This is a genomic window from Rhizobium sp. ARZ01, assembly GCF_014851675.1.
Taxonomy (GTDB): Bacteria; Pseudomonadota; Alphaproteobacteria; order Rhizobiales; family Rhizobiaceae; genus Mycoplana.
The window spans coordinates 2,428,713-2,448,927 of sequence record NZ_JACVAE010000001.1 but is presented as its reverse complement, the minus strand read 5'-3'; the positions used below and the strand labels follow the sequence as shown (position 1 = coordinate 2,448,927).

At 60.5% G+C, this 20,215-nt stretch carries 23 protein-coding genes; 8 read left to right on the top strand and 15 right to left on the bottom strand.

Annotation, left to right across the window (positions count from 1 at the left end):
• The first annotated feature begins 1 nt into the window (after position 1).
• The 3 genes from proC to IB238_RS11640 all read left to right on the top strand — a co-directional run bounded on the left by proC (position 2) and on the right by IB238_RS11640 (position 1,855).
• The gene (gene proC, locus IB238_RS11650) at positions 2 to 820 is read left to right on the top strand and encodes a pyrroline-5-carboxylate reductase (protein ID WP_192246360.1); all 819 of its coding nucleotides are present in this window, start codon (positions 2 to 4) and stop codon (positions 818 to 820) included.
• 74 nt (positions 821 to 894) lie between these two features.
• Entirely contained in the window at positions 895 to 1,236 is a 342-nt protein-coding gene (locus IB238_RS11645; RefSeq protein ID WP_192246359.1) for a tRNA-binding protein, read from the top strand.
• A gap of 61 nt (positions 1,237 to 1,297) precedes the next feature.
• Positions 1,298 to 1,855 carry a dual specificity protein phosphatase family protein gene (locus IB238_RS11640; RefSeq protein WP_192246358.1) on the top strand — a complete coding sequence of 186 codons (558 nt, stop codon included), beginning with the start codon at positions 1,298 to 1,300 and terminating at the stop codon, positions 1,853 to 1,855.
• Between the two features lie 12 nt (positions 1,856 to 1,867).
• On the opposite strand, the gene IB238_RS11635 is transcribed toward IB238_RS11640, so the two are convergent.
• From IB238_RS11635 to IB238_RS11625, 3 genes are all read right to left on the bottom strand, one after another.
• Positions 1,868 to 3,253, bottom strand: coding sequence for an ATP-binding protein (locus IB238_RS11635; RefSeq protein ID WP_192246357.1), 1,386 nt, complete (start codon positions 3,251 to 3,253; stop codon positions 1,868 to 1,870).
• A gap of 72 nt (positions 3,254 to 3,325) precedes the next feature.
• Positions 3,326 to 4,027 (bottom strand): response regulator transcription factor, encoded by a 702-nt coding sequence (locus IB238_RS11630; protein ID WP_192246356.1) that lies wholly within the window; start codon positions 4,025 to 4,027, stop codon positions 3,326 to 3,328.
• Positions 4,028 to 4,047: 20 nt separating this feature from the next.
• Positions 4,048 to 4,503, bottom strand: coding sequence for a MarR family transcriptional regulator (locus tag IB238_RS11625; RefSeq protein WP_348648253.1), 456 nt, complete (start codon positions 4,501 to 4,503; stop codon positions 4,048 to 4,050).
• Positions 4,504 to 4,793: 290 nt separating this feature from the next.
• On the opposite strand from IB238_RS11625, the gene IB238_RS11620 reads away from it, so the two are divergent.
• Positions 4,794 to 5,684 carry a branched-chain amino acid aminotransferase gene (locus IB238_RS11620; protein WP_192247707.1) on the top strand — a complete coding sequence of 297 codons (891 nt, stop codon included), beginning with the start codon at positions 4,794 to 4,796 and terminating at the stop codon, positions 5,682 to 5,684.
• A gap of 55 nt (positions 5,685 to 5,739) precedes the next feature.
• On the opposite strand, the gene IB238_RS11615 is transcribed toward IB238_RS11620, so the two are convergent.
• On the bottom strand, positions 5,740 to 6,009 hold the full coding sequence (locus IB238_RS11615; RefSeq protein WP_192246352.1) for a hypothetical protein: 270 nt from the start codon (positions 6,007 to 6,009) through the stop codon (positions 5,740 to 5,742).
• A gap of 256 nt (positions 6,010 to 6,265) precedes the next feature.
• Positions 6,266 to 7,375: a 4-hydroxyphenylpyruvate dioxygenase gene (gene hppD / locus IB238_RS11610; protein WP_192246349.1), complete on the bottom strand. Its 1,110-nt coding sequence runs from the start codon at positions 7,373 to 7,375 to the stop codon at positions 6,266 to 6,268.
• Positions 7,376 to 7,485: 110 nt separating this feature from the next.
• On the opposite strand from hppD, the gene IB238_RS11605 reads away from it, so the two are divergent.
• The 3 genes from IB238_RS11605 (at position 7,486) to IB238_RS11595 (ending at position 9,017) form a co-directional block, all read left to right on the top strand.
• Positions 7,486 to 7,968, top strand: a complete 483-nt coding sequence (locus IB238_RS11605) for an Lrp/AsnC family transcriptional regulator (protein ID WP_192246348.1) — start codon at positions 7,486 to 7,488, stop codon at positions 7,966 to 7,968.
• Positions 7,969 to 8,079: 111 nt separating this feature from the next.
• Positions 8,080 to 8,259, top strand: a complete 180-nt coding sequence (locus IB238_RS11600; RefSeq protein ID WP_192246346.1) for a hypothetical protein — start codon at positions 8,080 to 8,082, stop codon at positions 8,257 to 8,259.
• 116 nt (positions 8,260 to 8,375) lie between these two features.
• Entirely contained in the window at positions 8,376 to 9,017 is a 642-nt protein-coding gene (locus IB238_RS11595; RefSeq protein ID WP_192247704.1) for an MBL fold metallo-hydrolase, read from the top strand.
• 77 nt (positions 9,018 to 9,094) lie between these two features.
• Here the strand turns inward: IB238_RS11595 and IB238_RS11590 are convergent, their stop codons facing one another.
• The 6 genes from IB238_RS11590 to IB238_RS11565 all read right to left on the bottom strand — a co-directional run bounded on the left by IB238_RS11590 (position 9,095) and on the right by IB238_RS11565 (position 14,183).
• Positions 9,095 to 9,493: a BA14K family protein gene (locus tag IB238_RS11590; RefSeq protein WP_192246344.1), complete on the bottom strand. Its 399-nt coding sequence runs from the start codon at positions 9,491 to 9,493 to the stop codon at positions 9,095 to 9,097.
• Between the two features lie 140 nt (positions 9,494 to 9,633).
• A complete protein-coding gene (locus IB238_RS11585; RefSeq protein ID WP_192246342.1) occupies positions 9,634 to 9,849 on the bottom strand; it encodes a cold-shock protein in 216 nt (71 codons plus the stop codon).
• 454 nt (positions 9,850 to 10,303) lie between these two features.
• On the bottom strand, positions 10,304 to 11,203 hold the full coding sequence (locus IB238_RS11580) for a DMT family transporter (RefSeq protein WP_192246340.1): 900 nt from the start codon (positions 11,201 to 11,203) through the stop codon (positions 10,304 to 10,306).
• A 119-nt stretch (positions 11,204 to 11,322) separates the two neighbouring features.
• Positions 11,323 to 12,420 (bottom strand): PQQ-dependent sugar dehydrogenase, encoded by a 1,098-nt coding sequence (locus IB238_RS11575; protein ID WP_246723641.1) that lies wholly within the window; start codon positions 12,418 to 12,420, stop codon positions 11,323 to 11,325.
• Between the two features lie 185 nt (positions 12,421 to 12,605).
• Positions 12,606 to 13,016: a hypothetical protein gene (locus IB238_RS11570; protein WP_192246336.1), complete on the bottom strand. Its 411-nt coding sequence runs from the start codon at positions 13,014 to 13,016 to the stop codon at positions 12,606 to 12,608.
• 255 nt (positions 13,017 to 13,271) lie between these two features.
• On the bottom strand, positions 13,272 to 14,183 hold the full coding sequence (locus IB238_RS11565; RefSeq protein WP_192246334.1) for an EAL domain-containing protein: 912 nt from the start codon (positions 14,181 to 14,183) through the stop codon (positions 13,272 to 13,274).
• A gap of 341 nt (positions 14,184 to 14,524) precedes the next feature.
• Between IB238_RS11565 and IB238_RS11560 the strand changes: the two genes are divergently transcribed.
• Positions 14,525 to 15,727 carry a pyridoxal phosphate-dependent aminotransferase gene (locus IB238_RS11560; protein WP_192246332.1) on the top strand — a complete coding sequence of 401 codons (1,203 nt, stop codon included), beginning with the start codon at positions 14,525 to 14,527 and terminating at the stop codon, positions 15,725 to 15,727.
• A gap of 150 nt (positions 15,728 to 15,877) precedes the next feature.
• Here IB238_RS11560 and IB238_RS11555 read toward each other — a convergent pair whose 3' ends face one another.
• The 4 genes from IB238_RS11555 to IB238_RS11540 form a co-directional block, all read right to left on the bottom strand.
• Positions 15,878 to 16,975: a calcium:proton antiporter gene (locus IB238_RS11555; protein ID WP_192246330.1), complete on the bottom strand. Its 1,098-nt coding sequence runs from the start codon at positions 16,973 to 16,975 to the stop codon at positions 15,878 to 15,880.
• A 220-nt stretch (positions 16,976 to 17,195) separates the two neighbouring features.
• The gene (locus IB238_RS24965; RefSeq protein WP_210333481.1) at positions 17,196 to 17,789 is read right to left on the bottom strand and encodes a CatB-related O-acetyltransferase; all 594 of its coding nucleotides are present in this window, start codon (positions 17,787 to 17,789) and stop codon (positions 17,196 to 17,198) included.
• Positions 17,790 to 17,968: 179 nt separating this feature from the next.
• Entirely contained in the window at positions 17,969 to 18,862 is an 894-nt protein-coding gene (locus IB238_RS11545; RefSeq protein ID WP_246723640.1) for a lytic transglycosylase domain-containing protein, read from the bottom strand.
• A 217-nt stretch (positions 18,863 to 19,079) separates the two neighbouring features.
• Positions 19,080 to 20,198: an alkene reductase gene (locus IB238_RS11540; protein ID WP_192246326.1), complete on the bottom strand. Its 1,119-nt coding sequence runs from the start codon at positions 20,196 to 20,198 to the stop codon at positions 19,080 to 19,082.
• Positions 20,199 to 20,215 lie beyond the last annotated feature (17 nt).

Below are 20,215 nucleotides of genomic sequence, written 5' to 3'. Positions count from 1 at the left end.
CATGAGCGCGGAATCGGTTGGGCCCATCGTTCTTGTCGGGGCCGGCAATATGGGGGGCGCAATGCTCGCCGGCTGGTTGAAGAGCGGCATTGCCGGTTCCTCGGTGCTGGTCCTCGATCCCGGCCCGTCGCCGGTCATGCAGAAGCTGATTACCGACAACGGCGTTCGTCATGAGACGTCTGCTCCCTCGGATCTCAAGGCCGGCGTTCTCTTCATCGCCGTGAAGCCACAGATGATGACTGCCGTTCTGCCGCCGCTGAAGGGGCTCGTTGGATCGAAAACGGTCGTCGTATCGGTCGCCGCCGGCACGACGCTTGCCAATCTCGAAGCACATCTGGGGCAGGCGTCGATGGTGCGTGCAATGCCTAACACGCCGGCGATGGTTGGTCGCGGCGTGACCGGAGCCTTTGCCAACAGCCGCGTCAGTGATGTCCAGCGCGATCAGGTTCACGCGCTCTTGAAGGTCAGCGGCCCAGTCGAGTGGGTCGCGACCGAAGCCGATATCGATGCCGTCACCGCCGTTTCGGGCAGCGGGCCGGCTTATGTCTTCTATCTCGTCGAGTGCATGGCAGAGGCAGGTCGCAAGCTCGGCCTGCCGGCGGACCTCGCCATGCGTCTCGCACGGGAAACCGTCTCGGGGGCTGGTGAGCTTCTTCACCAGTCCCCCGACGACGCTGCAAAGTTACGCCAGAACGTGACCTCGCCGGGCGGCACGACGGCTGCGGCGCTGTCGGTCCTGATGGCCGACGATGCCATGCAACCTTTGTTCGACCGCGCGATTGCCGCCGCGCGCAAGCGCGCCGAGGAACTGGCCGGCTGATTGCCCAGGCGGATCCGGTTTGCGCGTCCTGCAACGCGGGAAGTCGGTCTGCCTTCTGAATTTTGGAGCCATTTATGTCCGAAACCATTTCCTATGCGGATTTCGAGCGAGTCGACATCCGCGTCGGCACGATCGTCGAGGCGGCCGAGTTCCCCGAGGCGCGCAAGCCGGCCTATAAGCTCGTGATCGATTTTGGCCCGGAGATCGGCCTGAAGAAGTCTTCCGCGCAGATCACTGTGCACTATTCTCCGGAACAACTGGTCGGCCGTCAGGTTCTCGCTGTCGTCAACTTTCCGCCGCGCCAGATCGGTCCGGTGCGCTCCGAAGTGTTGACGCTTGGCTTTACCGACGAGGCCGGCGCCATCGTGCTTGCCGCGACGGAGCGCCCGGTGCCGAATGGGGCAAAGCTGCATTGAGGTCGTTCGTCTAGCAACTTCTGAAGTTCCGGCGCGGCATTTCATGAACGAGGATTGAGCTTTGGATTTCGAACTCGTCGCGCGCTTCATACGCGTCTCGTGCCTGCCGCGGGCTGCCCAGGTGGCTCAGGAATGGGAAGCGACCCATGTGGTCTCGCTGCTTGATCCGGAACTCGACGATTGTCACGTGCCGGTCATCGGCACGGCAACCCACCACGTCCTGCGCGTTCGCGACCAGGAAGACCCGGGTGCAACGAACCATTTTCCAGACCTGATCGCCTCTCTGTTCGAAACCTTGCGCCCGATCGCTGATCTGGACGACAGTCGCATCCTCGTCCACTGTCATGCCGGCGTAAGCCGTTCGACTGCGATGGCCTACGCGTTTCTCGCCCATCGCTTTGGCGCGGGCCGGGAAGGTGACGCCTTCGCCGCGCTGTTGATGGTCGTGAACAAGCCCTGGCCGAACCGCCGCATCGTCGAAATCATCGATGCCCATCTCGGGAGAGAAGGGCGGCTTCTCGAACCGCTCGACGCGATGCGCAGCCGGCATCCTTGCCGTCTTGACGCCTATCATCGCTTCAACGCACGCCGCGGCCTGTTCTCGACCTACAGCCGATAGCGAGGGACCGCTTTAGGCGGGAATCCGCACGGTCGCTCGCAAGCCTCCCATCGGGCTGTCCGACAGTGTCACGTTGCCGCCGTGGCTGCGGGCAATGTCGCGGGCGATGGCAAGGCCGAGGCCGGTGCCGGAGGAGTCGAGGTTGCGCGCCTCGTCGAGGCGGAAGAACGGCTTGAACACGTCATCGCGTGAGCGCTCGGGAATGCCCGGCCCATCGTCGTCCACCACGATGGTCAGCCATTTTGCGCTATGACGGGCGTGGACGTGCACCATGTTGGCATAGCGCAGCGCATTCGAAACGATATTGCCGAGAAGGCGTGAGAACGCATTCGGCCGCACCATGACCTCATCCGCGCCGTCGATTTTGCTGGTCAGTTCCTTGTTGTGGAGCTCCGCCTCCATCTCGAATTTGTCGAACAGGTCGCTCAGTCGAAGGCAGCCGACATCCTCCTCGGACTCGCCACGAGCAAACGAGAGATAGCCTTCGAGCATGCTCTGCATGTCCTCGACGTCCTTGTTCAACCCCTCAAGGTCGGAATTCTTGCCGGCGAGCGCGAGTTGCAGCTTGAAGCGGGTGAGTATGGTGCGCAGATCGTGGCTGACGCCGGTCAGCATCGCGGTGCGCTGTTCCATCTGGCGTTCGATGCGTTCGCGCATCAGCATGAAGGCAAGGCCGGCGCGCCGCACCTCGTCGGCCCCGCGCGGGGCGAAGTCGTCGGGCATCTTCTGCCCTTTGCCGAAGCTTTCGGCCGCCCGCGCTAGCGCCAGGATCGGCCGGATTTGCCCGCGCAGGAAGAGGATCGAGATCGTCAGCAGAACCAGCGACGTGCCCACCATCCAGACGAGGAAGATGTGGGTGTTCGAAGCGTAGGTGTGGCTGCGCCGCGCATAGACGCGCAACGTCCGGTCATTGTCCACGAGGATACGGATTTCCACGAGATTGCTGTCGCCAAGCGTGTCGATCCAGAATGGCCGCTTGATTTGCTTTGTGATCTGCTCGCTGAGGATCTGGTCGAGGATGTTGAAGAATGGCTTTGGTCGCGGCGGCGGCAACTCGTGGCCCTTCTCTATGACGACGTTGAGATCCATTCGCTCGCGGGCTATCCGGATGATCTCGCTGTCGTCGCTCTCGTTTGGAAAGGTGTCGATCAACTCTATGATCGCGGCGATGTCCCGGGTGACAGCCATCGACAAGCGCTGCGTGACGAGTTGCCAGTGGCGCTCCATAAAGACGAAGGCAACAACCGACTGCAGCAGCACGATCGGAATGATGATGATCAGGAGCGAACGGGTGTAGAGCCCTGTCGGCAGCTGCCGGCGCAGCCATTTCGCCAACCGCCTCCACCCGGCAAGCGGTGCCCCTTCGATGTCACGCTTGAGATTCTCGTATGTCGTCATGTCGGCAGTACGCCTGTTGTGCTTTCATGTATGCCGTCGCCCCGAAACCGCGCGCTATTCTCGCGGCACGTGTCAGTCGGTACTCAACCTGTATCCGATACCGCGTACCGTCTGTAGCCAGACCGGATTCGTTGGGTCATCCTCGATCTTGCGCCGCAGGCGGTTGATCTGAACGTCGATCGTCCGTTCCCCCACGTCCGTCTCCTCGCCGATCAATTCGTGGCGCGGGATGGTCTCGCCTGCGCGCAGCGAAAACAGCAGCATGATCTCCTGTTCGCGGTCGGTGAGCCGGATCGGATCGCCGCCGCGCTTGAGTTCCTTTCGCACGATAGAAAACGTGTATGGCCCGAACATGACCTGTTCGATCATCGGCGTCTGCGGCTGGGAGTTGCGCTTCAGGATGTTGTTGACCCGCAGCACCAACTCGCGCGGCTCGAACGGCTTTGCCAGATAGTCGTCGGCGCCAGCCTCCAGACCCTCGATGCGTGCCGTGGATTCGGTCAGCGCCGTTAGCATGATGATCGGCACGGTTCGGATCGCGCGAAGGCTTTGGGTCAGTTGCAATCCGCTTTCTCCAGGCATCATCACGTCCATGACGATGAGGTCGAAGTCCAGACCCTGCAGCTTGCGGCGTGCCTCGTCCGCATCGCTGGCCACGGTTACGCGAAATCCCTCGCCAGTCAGGTACCGGCTGAGCAACTCTCGAATGCGTTTGTCGTCGTCGACGACCAGAAGGTGCGCGGCATCGTCGGAGAGCCTTTCATGTGTCGTCATCTCGATCCAGTCCTGCCTTGTCAATCACTTCGCGCGTTCTGCATGCCCTCGAGAAAGCGCGTCACGGCTTTGCGGTCTTCAGCGGACATTCCGTCGAAGGCGCGCGCGATGCGCTGCTGCTGCGGTTCGGCCAGCGCCAATGCGAGTTCGCGACCGGTGTGCGTCGGGTAAAGCCTGCGCTGCCGCCGATCCTCCGGCCCTGCCACCTGTCGAATATAGCCCGAATCGATAAGCTGTTTCAAAACCCGAGCGAGGCTTTGCTTGGTAATCTTCAGCGTATCGAGAAGATCGGCCACCGTCATGCCTGGCTCGCGGTTGACGAAGTGGACGACCCGGTGGTGCGCCCGACCAAACCCGCTCTTTTCCAGGATCGCATCCGGATCGGAGATGAAGTCGCGGTAGGCGAAAAAGAATCCCTCGATGACTTCGAAGTCGATACCGCCTTCGTCGGTCAACGGCTGGTCGAAGAACTCGATCGTGCTCTTGCGTTCCGGCGTTTGTCGTCCCACGCGGTCATTTCCTTTCGTCATCTCAATGTCATGCGCAATATCCGCAAAAATACGTCAGTGTTATTGACATATTTTTACACCCTTGCTACTCGTTCGTCCACAACTTGCCGACCGAGGCAGCCGTCGCAGCGCCGCTTTCGCTCGTGTCCGCAATGCGATCGCCACCGTTTGCAAGCGGTTTCACGCCAGTACTGGTTAGACCCTATCTGGCGGAACAATCAACATCAAGAATGGTGCTTCGGCACCGAGAGGAAGGCATCATGGCAGTTCCCTTTGATCAATTGGAAGGTCAGATCTGGTTCAACGGTGCGTTCGTTGATTGGAAAGACGCGAAGATCCATGTGCTGACGCACGGCTTGCACTATGCCAGCGCGGTATTCGAGGGTGAGCGCGCCTATGGTGGTCGCATCTTCAAGCTGACCGAGCACAACCGTCGCCTGCACCGCTCCGCCGAGATCCTTGGCTTCAAGATTCCCTACAGCGTCGAGGAACTGGATGCTGCCAGCATCGAACTCCTCAAGCGCCAGGGTTTCTCCGAGGCCTACGCCCGTCCGATCGCCTGGCGTGGCTCGGAAATGATGGGCGTCGCGGCGCAGAACAACCGCATCAACGTCGCCATCGCCATCTGGCAATGGGGCAGCTATTTCAATCCGGCGGAAAAGCTGAAGGGCATTCGCCTCGACATCGCCGAGTATCGCCGGCCCGACCCGAACACGGCGCCGTGTGAATCCAAGGCGGCCGGCCTCTACATGATCTGCACGATCTCCAAGCATGCCGCCGAAGCCAAGGGCTATGCCGACGCCATGATGCTCGACTATCGCGGGCAGGTGGCCGAAGCGACGGGCGCCAACATTTTCTTCGTCAAGGACGGCGTCATCCATACGCCGAAGCCGGACTGCTTCCTCAACGGCATCACCCGCCAGACCGTAATCGAGCTTGCGAAGCGGCGCGGCTACCAGGTGGTCGAGCGGGCCATCATGCCGGAAGAGCTTTCCATTTTCAGCGAATGCTTTCTCACCGGTTCGGCCGCCGAAGTCACCCCGGTTTCGGAGATTGGCCCCTATCGCTTCACGCCGGCAACGGTCTGCGAGACGCTGATGAACGACTACATGAAGGAAGTCTATCCGGTGGCTGCTGCGGCGGAATGACCGGGTAAACGAAAGGCGGCAGATCGTAAGCCGCCTTTCTCTTGCGGTTGGAGTATCAGGCCTGCTTGCGGCCAAAGACTGCACCGGCGATTGCCTGAAGTATGCCGCCGCCAATCAGGCCACCGAGGCCGTTGGCGACGAGGTTGGAGAGACCGGCCTCTCCGCCAAGCGCCTGAAGCAGCAGGCCGCCGCCGACACCACCGATGGCGCCGACGATGGTTCTCACGATCATGCTGGTCGCCTGCTGCTTCAATATGGCGCCAACGGCATTGCCCCCGATGGCGCCGGCGATGAGTTGAGTGATGAGTGGCGTCAATGCTTCCATATGCACTCCCCCGTTTGGTCGTGCCGGAAGCGCGTCTTGAGCCTTCCGGCAGTGACACGTGAAGCTGATGCAGCCGGCAGCGTTGTGGCCGACTCGCCAGCGCCGAATCCCTTCAGCAATGCCAGCGTGGTTGCAAAACTTGCACCTGTCAATTTGACCGGGAAGTTGCCCACTGAAATCGTGGGAGAACATAAAAGCGGCCCGTAAACGGGCCGTTTTAACGTTGTTTTACCGCGGGATAGCGAAAGCGTTCCGCTTATTCGGCGGCGTCGTTGAAGACGCCACGGCGGATCTGGTCTTCCTCGATCGATTCGAAAAGCGCCTTGAAGTTGCCCTCGCCGAACCCTTCGTCGCCCTTACGCTGGATGAACTCGAAGAAGATCGGCCCGATCACGGTCTTGGAGAAGATCTGAAGCAGGATCTTCGTCATACCGCCGTTCACCACGCCTTCGCCGTCGATCAGGATTCCGTGCTGCTTCAGCCTGTCGAGTGGCTCCTCATGACCATGAACCCGCTCGTGCGACTTCTGATAGTAGGTCTCCGGCGGACCGGGCATGAATTTCAGACCGTTCTCCGCCAACTGGTCGGTGGCCGCATAGATCTCGTCTGTTCCGACGGCGATATGCTGGATGCCTTCGCCGTTGTACTTGCGCAGGTATTCCTCGATCTGGCTCCTGTCGTCGGTCGACTCATTGAGCGGAATACGGATCTTGCCGCAGGGCGAGGTGATGGCGCGCGAGACGAGGCCGCTCATCTTGCCGGCAATGTCGAAGAAGTGGATCTGCCGGAAATTGAAGAGTTCTCGGTAAAATGCCCACCACTTGTCCATGTTGCCCCGAAAGACGTTGTGGGTCAGGTGGTCGAGATAATAGAAGCCGACGCCCGCAGGTTTTGGGTCGCGTTCGCCGATCCACTCGAACTCGGCGTCATAGGCTGAGCCGTTCTCGCCGTAGCGATCGATGAAATAGAGCAGCGAGCCGCCTATGCCGACGATTGCCGGCGCATCGATGCACTTGTCGGTCCCCTCGTATTCTTCCGCGCCCATGCCGACAACGTGCTTCAGTGCATGCTGTGCGTCGACCACGCGCCAGGCCATCGATGGTGCGCACGGCCCGTGCTTGTAAACGAAGCGGTCGGCGAATGAGCCTTGTTCCGCGTTGAGGATGTAGTTGATGTCGCCCTGACGCCAGACGGAGATGTTCTTTGTCCGGTGTTTCGCGACCTTGGTGTAGCCCATTCGCGCAAACAGTTCTTCGAGCTTCTCAGGTTCTGGATGGGCGAATTCGACGAATTCGAATCCGTCAGTGCCTGCTGGGTTCTCTGCTGTGATTTCGGCCGGCGGGGCATCGTGCGGGAATGGGCCCATGAGTTTTTCCTCCTCGAAAAACTTGATCGAACGCAATTATGCGTCGGATCGCGCGCATGATGCTTGCAATGTGAGTGGCTATTCGCCTTCCGATGCAGTATTTGTGCATAATGGCAGAAGAAGGAGACGTAATCGTGCATCTTGATACGTTCGATCGTAAATTGCTGACGTTTCTTCAACAGGACGCGCGCCTAACCAACAACGAACTCTCCGAGCGCATCAACCTCTCGCCGTCGCAATGTTCGAGGCGTCGGGCGCGGCTGGAGGAGGAGGGGATCATCCGCGCCTACCGGGCCGAACTTGATCGCGAGAAACTCGACCTTGGCATCGTCATTATCGTGACGGTGACGCTCGCCACGCACAACCGGGACAATGCGCAGCGTTTCGGACGCCTGATTTCCAGCCTGCCGGAGGTTTTGGAGGCGTTCTCGCTCACCGGAGAGATGGACTACATCATCAAGGTGGTGGTGCCGAACCTCAAGGCGCTGTCCGCTTTCGTCAATGACGTGCTTTTGCCCCACGAGTCGGTCGCGCACGTGAAGACCGCGATTGTGCTCGACACGCTGAAGGAGACCACGGCACTTCCTGTCTAGCGAATAGACCGGCGGCGTGAACGTGTAACCGTCGGAACAGAATGGCTCGGATGGACATTGTAGGTTGCATGCATGCAGCTTGTCGTACCATCGAGCCGAAGGGACAGGACAATGGACAATCAGATGCTTGCCGAGGCTGGCACCGTGGCTGCCCGCCTGCGTGTTGTGGTTTATGCCTATGCGGCCGCCAACATCGTGGTCGCAGCGCTCCTTCTTTCCACTGTGTCGCCGACACCGGTTGCCCAGACCGGGCAATCGCTTGCGGGCGATGAGATCGCCAGCCTGCGATAGGTTGCGTCTCGATAGACGACCTGTGTTTCGCGAAATCGCGGATGAAACGTGGCATCCCGCCGGCCGAAGCTCTATATGCGATGCAGCAACCAATTCCGAGCGAGGACCCCATGGGCATGCTTCAGGCGGGCATCATTCCCGTCACCCCCTTTCAGCAGAATTGCACGATTCTTTTCGATATGGACACGAAGGAAGGCGTGATCGTCGATCCCGGCGGCGACGTCGAGACCATTCTCGACGTGCTCAAGAAGAACGGCATCACGCTCAAGGCCATCTGGCTCACACATGGCCATATCGATCACGCCGGTGGTGCGAAGGAACTGAAGGAGGCGCTCGATCTCGAGATCATCGGTCCGCACAAGGACGATCTGCCGCTGCTCCAGCGACTGGAGACCCAGGCGGAGAAGTTCGGTGTCGCCATGAAAGTGCAGAATGTCGTGCCCGACCGCTGGCTGGAAGATGGAGACCACGTTTCGTTCGGAGAGCATAAGTTTGAAGTCTATCATACGCCGGGACACGCACCCGGCCATGTGATCTACTTCAACCGTGCCCAGAATTTTGCCCATCTCGGCGATGTGCTGTTTCGTGGTTCGGTCGGACGAACGGATCTGCCCGGCGGCAACGAGCGAGTGCTGCTCGAGTCGATTCGCGACAAGGTGCTGCCGCTCGGTGACGATGTCGGCTTCATTTGCGGTCACGGTCCCGGCGGCAAGATCGGCGAGGAGCGCCTGACGAACCCGTTCCTGCGCGGGATCTGAGAAAGCAGCAGCTATCAAATACGAAAAGGCGGATGGGATGCCATCCGCCTTTTCTATATCCAGTCTTCGGTATCGGCTTAGCCAGCGACGCAGAAGTGCTCCAGGCCGTCATAACCGACAAAGGTGCCGGAGCGCGGATTGAAGGAGCGGTAGGTACCTTCGCAATAGCGATACCATTCGGGGCTCCAGGGCTCGAACGCTGCGACCGGTCGATAGACGCGTCGTACCGGGCGATACTCAGGCTCGACATAGACCCTGCGCGGTGCCCGATACCCGTCGTCATAATAGGTGGGTCCGGAATTGGCGATCGCGCTGCCAACGATCACGCCGGTGACAAGGCCCGCGGCGCCGGCTGCCCAAGCAGCATCGTTGTTGTGGTGGTGATGACGGTCGCGCGCTTCGGCGATGCCGGAGGCGGTCAGTGTCGCTGCGGTAACTGCTGCGGCAAGTGCAACCGTTTTGAAGAACCCGTTCATTGCATACGTCCCTATTTTCGGTCGTCAGGCCGATCGTTGAATGACGAGGAGTCTAGGAACGGGAGGATGAACGCGTGCTGAACAAAAAAAGAGCCCGGCAAAAATGCCGGGCCTGAACGTCATTGAAAATGGAGACCGCCTCAGCCGGCGATCTGCAGATTGACCGCTTTCGGGCCCTTGCCACGGCGATCGGGTTCCGTCTCGTAGCTTACCTTCTGGTTCTCAGCGAGGCCGTTCAGGCCGGAAGCCTGTACGGCGGAAATGTGTACGAAGATATCTGCGCCACCGTTGTCGGGCTTGATGAAGCCAAAGCCCTTTTCGGTGTTGAAGAATTTTACAGTGCCAGTTTCGGCCATGCGTCAGGTCCTTTTCTCTCTGCCCGATATGTTTGGCGGCGGGCAGCATTTCCAGTTTGCCCCGAGGGGCGTGAGGCAGGCAGTTTCGATGTGAGGAAAGGGTCCTGTTTTAACCGCAGCCAGCCAACTGGCGTCCCAAGGAACGCATCAGCAAGGCCGCCCGGAATTTTTGTCGCGTCTCCGGCGCGCTATTATTCAAGGTCTTCCCATGTTCGTAAATTGCCCGAACAGCGGAAGATTGCTGTGTTTATCTTGAATTGGCAAGCAAAAGTTTCAATTTGCTGATATGCCGCCTCACTTCGGCCAGTTTTCAGGCTGTTGCCCAAAAATCTTGCAGAATTTCGGCGAAGTTGTAGGACTAATAGGCGGGCTATATTGGCGATGGATCGCTAATCGCGGGTTAGATCATAGAATTAGTCGACGAATTTTATTCGCATGTTCAGTAATGAGTCATTTATGCAGCCGCGGCGGCGCGTTCCTTGCCCTTCAAGAATTCCGGCACGAGCTCCGTTGCGAGCATTGCCACAAAGATGATGGCGCATCCGGCATAGCCCGCCAGGCTGATGCTCTCGCCGAGCAGGAGCACGCCGAAAAGGGCGGCAAACAGCGCTTCGCTCGACAGGAAGATCGCAGCCTGCGGCGCGGTCGTGTAGCGTTGCGCAACATTCTGGCAGATGAAGGCGAGCCCGCTCGCAAAAAAGCCGGCAAAGAGGATCTCCGGCAAGGCACCCTTGACCGCCGAAAGGCTGATTGGCTCTACCAAAGCGGCAACAGCACAGCCGAGCACGGCACAGACGGCGAACTGCACCATCGACAGTGCCAACGGCCGCCCCGAGCGGCCGGCGAATGTGCCGACGCTGATCATCTGGATGGACCACAGGAGCGCGCAGAGAATTGTCAGCAAATCGCCGACCGTCAACGTCGAGAAGGTGCCGCCGCTTAGGAGGAAAATACCGGCGGTCGACATCGCTGCGGCCGGCCAGATGACCCAATGCGGGCGCTTGCGCAGGATGAACACGGTCAGGATGGGGGTGAAGACGACGTAGAGTCCGGTGAGAAAGCCGGAATTGGTGACCGAGGTGGTGAGCAACCCCACCTGTTGCGAGGCCGCAGCCAGAAAGAGGGCAAGCCCGGTTAACAGGAAACCGATCTTGTCTGCGATGCGGACCTGCGCCTTGGCGCGCTTCTTTTCAGCAAGGGCAAAGGGCAACGCCACCAATGTCGCAACCGCAAATCGCAGGCCAATGAACCACATAGGCCCCAGCGTTTCCATCGCCGTCGATTGCGCAATGAAGCCTACGCCCCAGATGGCACCGGCAAGCAACAAAAGAAAGTTCGCCTGGAGGCGCGTCATGATGGCCCTCGATGTGGGGGATACGGATGCCGATCCGTTAGCAGGCACCCGGAATTTGAGCAAGACCCGAGAGGCGGCACGCAGCCTCCCAGTTCATTATTGGCAGCTTTTGGTTCGCGTTATTGGGAGGAGGGGGCGCGGTAGAGGCGGAGCAACTGCCCGTTGCCTTCGTCCGTCAGTAGAAGCACTGCTCCGTCGGGCGCCACTCTGACATCGCGGAAGCGCCCGTACGCACCGTCAAACATCCGTTCCTCGCCGACGATGGCGCCCGACTCGTCACGCTCAAGCCGCACGAGCATCTGGTATTTCAGCGCGGCGACAAGAAGATTGCCGTCCCACTCCGGAAACATCGCGCCGCGGTAGACGGCGAGCGCTCCCGGAGCGATCGATGGGTCCCAGTAGTAGGCAGGCTGCTCGTAGCCGTCCTTGGCTGTTCCTTCGCCGATCTCAGCACCGGAGTAATCCTTGCCGTAGGTAATGACCGGCCAACCATAATTCTTGCCTGGCTGCGGATAGTTGATTTCATCGCCGCCGCGTGCGCCGTGCTCGACGGTGACAAGCCTGCCGTCCTTGGGGTCGATGTCGATGCCTTGCGGATTACGATGGCCTTTCGACCAGATCTCCGGCAAACCGACATCGTGCCCGGCAAAGGGGTTGCTGCCGGGAATGCTGCCATCGGCATTGATATGCAGGACCGACCCGGCGTGATCGCGCGGATCCTGCGCACGCGCGCGGTCTCCCCGGTCGCCGATGCCGAAGAACAGACTTCCATCCGCGGCAATGGCGATGCGCGAACCGAAATGTTGGCTCTTGCGAGAGGACCTGTTCATCGTGAAGATCTGCCGGAAGTTTTCAAGGCTTTTCTCGTCGGCGGCAAGCGTGGCACGTGCGAGGGCTGTTCCGGTGCCGCCAGAGCCCGGTTTGCTATAGGTCAGATACAGGGTGCGGTCGGTCGCGAAGTTGGGCGAAAGAGCCAGGTCGAGTAGCCCGCCCTGGCCTCGCGCAAACACACGGGGGACGCCATGGATCGGCGCAGACACCTTGCCGTTGCGGATAATGCGCAGGGACCCAGACCGCTCAGTGACGATATAGGCGCCATCCGGGAGAACCTCGACGGACCACGGATGGTCGAGACCCGAGGCCAGCGCCTCGACCAGCAGGCTCGCCTTCTTGCTGGGAAACGCTTGCGGCTCGGCAGCAGTTGGCGTGAGCAGCATCGCATTCAGGATGAGTGCCGCGCCCGCCAGTCGGCTCGTCCGTCTCGATACTCTGCTGATCCCGCTGCTTATCATCCGGTTCTGCATCAATTCTCCCTTCCTACATAATTGAAGCGGGAGACATGCGTTTTCAAGATGCCTGTGCCACGTAGCGGCCGACATTCGAGAATGGGGTGTGCGCGTCTTCAGGCCTCGCTGCGCCAGGGGGCTGCCGATGCTGGCGAGCGGTGCATCCCGCGGCTGAACATCTGGCTGACACCTGCCACAACGATGAACCCTGCCAGTCCGAGCGCGGCCGCCAACCGCTCATCGATCGTGGATGAAGCGTCGTGCTCATTTCTCTTGATGCTCGCAGTTGTCGTCAGGTCGACCGTGGCGTCGGTGTCGGCGTGATCGAAAGCGAGTGACACATGCGTCTCGCCGATTTCGCCTTGCAGAACCGTGGGCGTATCGTCGAAGGAATTGGCTTGGGCGACATTCATCAGGCCGACGATCATCAGCACGCAGGCGGCAAGTGCCGTCACGGTGATGTAGAAGACTGCACGGCCTTCACGTCTCCGATGGTCCCTTGCAGGCTTTTCGTCGTCGATGAACATCTCCCTGTCCCCTGGCTCTCGCGTCCGATGGGCTTGATGCCCGGTTGGGTGGCAGAAGGCACCCGGAAATCGGCGCTAGGGGGACTGAAATGCGGCACGTCCCGACAGTTGTTGTGGTCAAATCATGGCAGTTGCAAATAGTCGAACCGCTTGCCGATTTCCGCGAATACTTCGCCACACTCGCACGTTTAAGGGTGCTCCAAACGGGGCTTGCCAACACGCAACATTGGTGTCGTTGCGAGCCTGCGCCGGGCTTCAGGCGATGCGGCGTCCAAACCGCGGGACGGTTCGCTGCTGCCTGCCCTCGTGCGCGAGGCGCAGGGTGCCGTCTGGTGCGGCGTGTGCCGGGTTCGCGGCCGGACGGCGTGGTTCTTCCGGGAAATCGAGATTGAGGGATGTCGGCACAATCTGCGGCCGGCCCAACAGGTAGCCCTGCATCAGCGGCATTCCTATTTCCCGGCACAACTCGACCTGCGCGTCGTCCTCCACGCCCGGCACGATCGGGCGGATTCCTTCGCGTTCGAGTTGGGCGACGATCACCCGCATGAGCGCGACGCCGGCGGTATTGTCGGCAAACCGATGCACCCAGATGGGATCGAACTTCAAGAAATCGGGGCGAAGACGCGATAGCCGGTTGAGATCGTGATCCGTCGCCGCGTACTCGTCGATCGCCACGAGAAAACCCGCTTCGTGCAACTGTCTGGCAAATCGCTCCAGCACATCCGGATCGTCGCCGGGCAATTCGCGAATTTCACAAGCAATGCTCGAGGGGAACAGGTTCGCCTCGTGCGCCGCAAGCCGCATGCGATCGATTTCCTGGCGGATCGCGTGGGGAGAATCGAACAGGTCGGGCTGCGAATTGACCAGTAAGGTCACGCCCTTCCGCCCCAGAAGACCGGTATTGAGAATGTGAAGGCTGCGACAGAGGCTGTCCACCATCGGCCGGTCCTCTTCATCGATCAGCGTGAAGAAGTCGGACGAAGGGATCGGCATACCGTCGCGGCTGACGCGCACAAGCCCTTCGATCGCCTCGAGTTCGTACCCGAGCTCGCCCGTCTCGCGCAGGATCGGCTGAAGTGCGGACTGGAGAAGGTAGGGACCATGGACGGCTGAAGCGTTACCGTCGTCGTTTCTTATGAGGTTGGCGAATATGCTGCGTTCTGTCATCTGCGGTCATCCGGCGCGTTCCAGCCCTGCCGGTCGCTTCAAAACTATAGTTCTACACACGTTAAACTGTCTTAAAGAATTCCGATCGAATGCCGCCAATCGACGGCTTTACAGGCATTCGATGTGTTTTGGTGAGATGGTGAGGCACGGCGCATTCCCGGCATTGATGACGTCGATGAAACTTATTCATCTGGCCGCCAAATAGCGCCGAAGCGCGCGTTTTTTCGGCGCCGAGCCTTGCAAGGCCCGGCTAGTTTGGCCATAGACCTTACCGTCATGGGCCCTTGAGAGGCGCTCCATGGCCTCACGCTGTCTTTGAACCCGAAAACGGACAACCGACCATGGCCTTTCTTGCCGATGCCCTTTCCCGTGTGAAGCCCTCCGCCACCATCGCCGTCTCGCAGAAAGCGCGCGATCTGAAAGCCAAGGGCCGCGATGTGATCGGCCTTGGAGCCGGTGAGCCGGATTTCGACACGCCCGACAATATCAAGCATGCCGCGATCGACGCGATCAACCGCGGTGAGACGAAGTACACGCCCGTTGCCGGCATTCCCGAACTGCGCGAGGCGATCGTCAAGAAGTTCAAGCGTGAAAACAATCTCGACTACACGCCGGCCCAGACGATCGTCGGAACCGGCGGAAAGCAGATTCTTTTCAACGCCTTCATGGCAACGATGAATGCGGGCGATGAAGTCGTTATCCCGACACCTTACTGGGTCTCCTATCCAGAGATGGTGGCGCTGTGCGGCGGCACGCCAGTTTTCGTAGCCACCACGCAGGAGAACAAGTTCAAGCTGAAGCCGGAAGACCTCGACCGCGCGATCACGCCGAAGACGAAGTGGTTCATCTTCAACTCGCCGTCCAACCCCTCGGGTGCTGCCTATACGCACGACGAGCTTAAGGCGCTGACGGATGTGCTGTTGAAGCATCCGCATGTCTGGATCCTGACGGACGACATGTACGAGCACCTGACCTATGGCGACTTCAAGTTCGCCACCCCGGTCGAAGTCGAGCCGAAGCTCTACGACCGCACCCTGACGATGAACGGTGTTTCCAAGGCCTATGCCATGACTGGCTGGCGCATCGGCTATGCCGCTGGCCCGCTCAACCTCATCAAGGCCATGGACATGATCCAGGGTCAGCAGACGTCTGGCGCCTGCTCGATCGCCCAGTGGGCCGCAGTCGAGGCGCTGAACGGTCCGCAGGATTTCATCCCGGCAAACAAGAAGATCTTCGAAGGTCGCCGCGACCTCGTCGTCTCGATGCTCAACCAGGCCAAGGGCATCGAGTGCCCGTCGCCGGAAGGCGCTTTCTACGTCTATCCGTCGTGCAAGGGCCTGATCGGCAAGACTGCGCCGTCGGGCAAGGTCATCGAGACCGACGAGGACTTCGTCTCCGAGCTTCTGGAAGCCGAAGGCGTCGCCGTTGTCCACGGTTCGGCCTTCGGCCTCGGCCCCAACTTCCGCATTTCCTATGCGACCTCCGAAGCCCAGCTCGAGGAAGCCTGCAAGCGCATCCAGCGCTTCTGCGCCGCCTGCAAGTAAGCGCTTCTCCTGTTCTGAAAAGCCCGCCAGCGATGGCGGGTTTTTTGTCGGGCGGTTTTCAACCTGACGTCAGGTTACGCCATTCGCAATCCGATTCAGCCTTCTTGCATCGAGATTCCAGTCGTTGGCGCAAATATCTGATTTGGCTTGCTAAAGCCCGATCACGGTCAGCATGACGAAGGTTGTGAAGAGGATGAAGTGGGTCATGCCCTCGATCGCGTTCGTCATGCCGTCGTTGAGGTTGATCGCCGCGACGACGAGGGTGATGACGGTCATGACGCTCTGCACCGGCGTCATCGCCATGATGAAGGGTTGGCCGGTGTAGAGCGCGATGGCCTCCATCACCGGCACGGTCAGGATGACGGTCGAGAGCGAGGCGCCCATGGCGATGTTGACGACCGACTGCATCCGGTTGGCAAGTGCCGCGCGCATCGCAGTCAAGATTTCGGGTGCTGCCGAGATCGCCGCGACGATCACGGCCATCAATGCGGGTGGGGCGCCGCTGCCCTCAAGGCCGGTGTTGAGCGTGGCCGCCATCGCCTCGGCGAGCGCGCCGATGACGACGACACCGGCAAGGATGACCAGAATCGAGGGCAGGGCGGGCTCGTCGGCCTCTGGATGCTTGTCGAGTGGCCCGCGGAGGTCCGCGCGCGGATAGGCATAGCTGAAGAAATAGCTGTGCCGGCCAACCTGCAGACGCAGGAAGAGTGTGTAGAGCGCGACCATCGCGCAGATTGTAAAGGCGGAATAGAGCTTCCAGTGCTCATGCGGCACAAATTCGGGCACGATCATCGAGATGCCCATCGCCGTCAGGATCATCACGCCGTAGGTCCGGCTCGAGTCGTCGTTGTACGGCTGCTCGCCGTGGCGCAATCCGCCGAGCAGTGCGGCAAGGCCAATGATGCCGTTGATGTCGAGCATTACTGCTGCGTAGATCGTGTCGCGCACGAGCGTCGGCGATGTCGCCACCTGCATCATGATGCCGAGCACCACCACCTCGACCAGCACCGCCGAAAGGGTCAGGATCATCGTCCCATATGGATCTCCGACCTTGACCGCCAGCACTTCGGCGTGGTGGGCGACTCTGGTGGAGGCAAGGATGATCGTCGCGACGAAGGTGAAAGCGGCAATCAGGGCAACGGTGCGTCCAGCCGCCAGAATGTGGTGTTCCGCGGCGTAGGCGGCGATCGCCACGAGTAGGGAGAGGAGAAGGAGGTGCTCCTGTCTGGCGCGGCGGAGTTTCGTCACGATCGGTTTCCGTGCCTGCGATCAGCGCTTGGCGAACGTCTATCCTCGGAAAGATAACGCTGCTGCAATGATTGGCAACGGGAATGGGGGCGGCTGGGTGGCAAATGCCACCGCGACTGTTTCTAGTCCATTTCGGACATTGGGCACGTCATGGCCTTTGCCATTTGACTAAAGGCGCAGGAATGGAAGCAAATTCGCGCGAGCGAGCCAACTCGGCCGCTCAACCATTAGCGTCATGCGAATGCGCCGCGAAATGTTCGATAAAGGCTTCCGATGGACCGGTCAGAAGGGCTTGATGGGATTGAAGGGTAGCGTCGTCCCAAGACCACCACTGCACCCGGAGCAAAAGAGCTATCTCTTCCGGAGAAAAGCGATACTTGACGACATGGGCAGGATTTCCGACGGCAATACCGTATGGGGGCACGTCTTTGGTCACTACGGCCCCGGCGCCGATAACCGCGCCATGACCGATCGTCACGCCGGACATTATCAGCGCATTGCGGCCGATCCATACGTCATGACCCACCGAAATCGGTCCCTTGGTCGTCACGTTGCTTTCCGTTGAACCGAACACCCGTCGCGCAAGAGGAAATGACGAGATCCTGCTCAAGTCGTGATCTGCCATCTGCACAAACACGACGTGCTCGGCAATGGAACAAAAGCTCCCGATATGCACCTGGCACTCGAAGCTCGATCCATGGAAATGCGCGGGGGTCACGCGGTAGGTATACCGGCCGATCGTGACCCCGCGTGGAAGAGCAGCGGGCTTCTTCCTCAAGCCCAACCATGTTCTCAGTTTGCGAAAGGGTGCCATCGTTACAGTCCGTCGCCTGATGATTGTCGAAACGTGCTGCGCCCTTGCAGGTGGCTCGGTTCGTAAATTATTCCCACATCCATCCACTTGCCACAGAACCTTCATCCGGCTGCATGAGATCCTCGGCGGTTTTGCAGGCGAGAGATGCCGACCGAGCTCTGATAAGACACTGACCTATTTCAGTTGCGGAAGACGACGCAGGCGCCGCCGGCCTTGCGGATCTGGTTGCAGAGGTCATCAGCCTCCTCCCGTGTTTGCCGGCCGATGCGGGCGGTGAAACGGGGGCGGAGACCGAACGCGGGCAGGCGCTCGCGGTGGATGAATGGTTTTTCGGTATTCAGAGGCGGGGGCAGTCGCTCCACCGCCATCGTGAAAAGACGATGGGCGGCCGGTTTGCTGAAGTGGGAGGCGAGCTGCACGCCCCATGGCGCCCAGGTGCCATCGTCAGTCGAATAAATGATCTCCTTCATCTGCCGGCTCTCGGCGAGTGCGATGCAGGCCTCGATGAAGGGCCTATCCTTGTCCAGCGCCAGATTGAGCTTGTCCGGCGGACTGTCCTTCCATTCTTCCGCCGAGTGGGCCGTGATGGCCATCACGTAGGCACGTGTCTCGAAGGGCAGGGTGCCTTTGGCGAGAAAGCTCGTCAGTCCGCCTTCGCCGGCATTATAGGCGGCGGCCGCAAGGCCGAGATTACCGAAGCGGTCGCGCAGGTCTGCCAGATACTCCGCAGACTTGCCGAGGGCATCCAGCGCATGGAAACTGTCCCTCAGACCGCGCAGCTTTGCCGTACCCGGCATGAACTGAGCTATACCCTCCGCCCCCTTCGGACTGACCGCATTCGGGCGGAACAGGCTTTCGCGCCAGATGAGCCGGGCGAAATATTCCGGCGGCAGTGCGTTGTCCAGGGCAAAACCCTCGATCGCCGTGCAGATATCGCGATTGAAGGTCTCCGGCCGCACGCAGAGGCGCGCTCCGTCAGCCAGGTGCGTGGAGTAGAGGCATGGGGGAGGCGCACGCCATTCCGGCTGTGCGAACGCAGTTTGTGGAGCGAGGGGGCTGGCCCCAAGAGACATCGCCAGCCAAGCCGCGTGCTGAAACGACAAGGCTTTCCTGCACGAAGTCCTGCGCCGCCGCTTTTTCGCAGACATCGCTTCGACCCTCGAGGCTCAGACGTTGTCCGAATTGATAGCATCGAACGGGCAGGAGGAGGAAGACCGAATGGCGAAAACGGTCTTAAGCCTTCCTGTCAGAAAGGGCAGGCGCAGTCGCCTGCGTCCGCCCCGAGCGCGCCTAAGCGACGTTTTCCAGCGCTGGATAGTCGGTGTAACCCTTTGCACCGCCGCCGTAGAACGTTGCCTGGTCGGGCGAGTTGAGCTGTGTGTTCTCACGCAAGCGCTCGACCAGGTCCGGGTTGGCGATGAAGAGCTTGCCAAAGGCGACGAGGTCGGCATAGCCGCTCTGAACGGCTTTCTGTGCCAGTTCCCGCTCGTAGCCGTTGTTGACCATCCAGACGGCCTTGCCGCCCTTGTCCCGATATGCCGCCTTCAGCGCAGCATAGTCGAACGGCGCGGATCCCTGCTGGTGGTCGCGTGCCCCGCCCGTTGCCCCCTCGATCAGGTGGATGTAAGCAAGATCGTTTGGCAGGCCCGAAACCACGTGGTTGAAGAGAGGCTGCGGGTCGGGGTCGAAGGCGTCGTTTGCGGGCGTCACGGGCGAGATGCGGATGGCGGTGCGACCGGCGCCGATCTCGCTGGTGATCGCATTCACGACCTCGAACAGGAAACGTGCGCGGTTCTCGATCGATCCGCCATAGGCATCGGTACGGTGGTTGCTGCCGGAACGCAGGAACTGGTCGAGCAGGTAACCGTTGGCGGCGTGGACCTCTACGCCATCGAAGCCGGCGTCGATCGCCGCCCGCGCTGCCTTGCGGTAATCCTCGACAATGCCGCCAATCTCGGAAATTTCGAGTGCGCGGGGCTCGGAGGTTGGCGCGAAGCCGCCGGTGCCGTCCTCGTTGAGGATGTAGGTCTTCGATTTCGCTGTTATGGCCGAGGGGCCGACTGGTTGGCCGCCGTTCGGCTGCAGGCTCGTATGGGAGATCCGGCCGACATGCCACATCTGCACGACGATCCTGCCGCCGGCGCGATGGACGGCATCCGTCACGTTTTCCCAGCCGGCGAGTGCCTCGGGTGTGTAAAGGCCCGGAACGTCGGCGTAGCCCTGTCCCTGCTGCGTGATCGCCGTGCCTTCGGTGATCAGCAGCCCGGCACTGGCACGCTGTTCGTAGTAGGCGACGTTCAGCGTGTTGGGCACCGCCTTCGGCGAACGGTTCCGCGTCAGCGGCGCCATGACAATGCGGTTGGCCAGCTGAATGTCGCCGGCGGCAATGGGGTCGAAAAGACTGGTCATGGGATTTCCTTTTCGGC

What these genes read in the sequence shown, in the direction of transcription:
- IB238_RS11615 (WP_192246352.1), bottom strand. Translation starts at nt 6,009, where the DNA reads ATGGAAGCATTGACGCCACTCATCACTCAACTCATCGCCGGCGCCATC.
- IB238_RS11605 (WP_192246348.1), top strand. Translation starts at nt 7,486, where the DNA reads ATGGCAGAAGAAGGAGACGTAATCGTGCATCTTGATACGTTCGATCGT.
- IB238_RS11595 (WP_192247704.1), top strand. Translation starts at nt 8,376, where the DNA reads ATGCTTCAGGCGGGCATCATTCCCGTCACCCCCTTTCAGCAGAATTGC.
- IB238_RS11590 (WP_192246344.1), bottom strand. Translation starts at nt 9,493, where the DNA reads ATGAACGGGTTCTTCAAAACGGTTGCACTTGCCGCAGCAGTTACCGCA.
- proC (WP_192246360.1), top strand. Translation starts at nt 2, where the DNA reads ATGAGCGCGGAATCGGTTGGGCCCATCGTTCTTGTCGGGGCCGGCAAT.
- IB238_RS11575 (WP_246723641.1), bottom strand. Translation starts at nt 12,420, where the DNA reads ATGCTGCTCACGCCAACTGCTGCCGAGCCGCAAGCGTTTCCCAGCAAG.
- IB238_RS11585 (WP_192246342.1), bottom strand. Translation starts at nt 9,849, where the DNA reads ATGGCCGAAACTGGCACTGTAAAATTCTTCAACACCGAAAAGGGCTTT.
- IB238_RS11545 (WP_246723640.1), bottom strand. Translation starts at nt 18,862, where the DNA reads ATGTCTCTTGGGGCCAGCCCCCTCGCTCCACAAACTGCGTTCGCACAG.
- IB238_RS11540 (WP_192246326.1), bottom strand. Translation starts at nt 20,198, where the DNA reads ATGACCAGTCTTTTCGACCCCATTGCCGCCGGCGACATTCAGCTGGCC.
- IB238_RS11600 (WP_192246346.1), top strand. Translation starts at nt 8,080, where the DNA reads ATGGACAATCAGATGCTTGCCGAGGCTGGCACCGTGGCTGCCCGCCTG.
- IB238_RS11635 (WP_192246357.1), bottom strand. Translation starts at nt 3,253, where the DNA reads ATGACGACATACGAGAATCTCAAGCGTGACATCGAAGGGGCACCGCTT.
- IB238_RS11630 (WP_192246356.1), bottom strand. Translation starts at nt 4,027, where the DNA reads ATGACGACACATGAAAGGCTCTCCGACGATGCCGCGCACCTTCTGGTC.
- IB238_RS11560 (WP_192246332.1), top strand. Translation starts at nt 14,525, where the DNA reads ATGGCCTTTCTTGCCGATGCCCTTTCCCGTGTGAAGCCCTCCGCCACC.
- IB238_RS11565 (WP_192246334.1), bottom strand. Translation starts at nt 14,183, where the DNA reads ATGACAGAACGCAGCATATTCGCCAACCTCATAAGAAACGACGACGGT.
- IB238_RS11645 (WP_192246359.1), top strand. Translation starts at nt 895, where the DNA reads ATGTCCGAAACCATTTCCTATGCGGATTTCGAGCGAGTCGACATCCGC.
- IB238_RS11580 (WP_192246340.1), bottom strand. Translation starts at nt 11,203, where the DNA reads ATGACGCGCCTCCAGGCGAACTTTCTTTTGTTGCTTGCCGGTGCCATC.
- IB238_RS24965 (WP_210333481.1), bottom strand. Translation starts at nt 17,789, where the DNA reads ATGGCACCCTTTCGCAAACTGAGAACATGGTTGGGCTTGAGGAAGAAG.
- hppD (WP_192246349.1), bottom strand. Translation starts at nt 7,375, where the DNA reads ATGGGCCCATTCCCGCACGATGCCCCGCCGGCCGAAATCACAGCAGAG.
- IB238_RS11570 (WP_192246336.1), bottom strand. Translation starts at nt 13,016, where the DNA reads ATGTTCATCGACGACGAAAAGCCTGCAAGGGACCATCGGAGACGTGAA.